Here is a 386-nt window from a genome sequence, read left to right on the forward strand (position 1 = left end):
ATGGTTACACTTACGTTTGAAGTACATCCATTAGCATCGGTGATAACCGCTGTATAAGTACCAGCTGCAAAATTGTTAGCGGTAAAGGTTGTGCCGCCATTAGACCATAAAATGGTATAAGGAGCCGTTCCACCGGTAGCGGTTACTGTTACAATTCCATTGTTTCCTGCATAACAAGATACGTTGGTAGTAGTATTAGTAGAAGCCAAAGCCGTTGCCGGTTGCGTGATGGTTACACTTACGTTTGAATTACATCCATTAGCATCGGTTACTACGGCGGTATAAGTACCTGCTGCAAAATTGTTAGCGGTAAAGGTTGTGCCACCATTAGACCATAAAATGGTATAAGGAGCCGTTCCACCGGTAGCGGTTACTGTTACACTTCC

The 386-nt window shown here is 43.8% G+C and carries 1 protein-coding gene; it reads right to left on the bottom strand.

Annotation, left to right across the window (positions count from 1 at the left end; all coding sequences use genetic code 11):
• The coding region (locus HA632_RS00150) for a SprB repeat-containing protein (RefSeq protein ID WP_176305221.1) at positions 1-386 on the bottom strand (386 nt) is incomplete at both ends.

This window comes from Flavobacterium sp. J49 (assembly GCF_011742145.1).
Taxonomy (GTDB): Bacteria; Bacteroidota; Bacteroidia; order Flavobacteriales; family Flavobacteriaceae; genus Flavobacterium.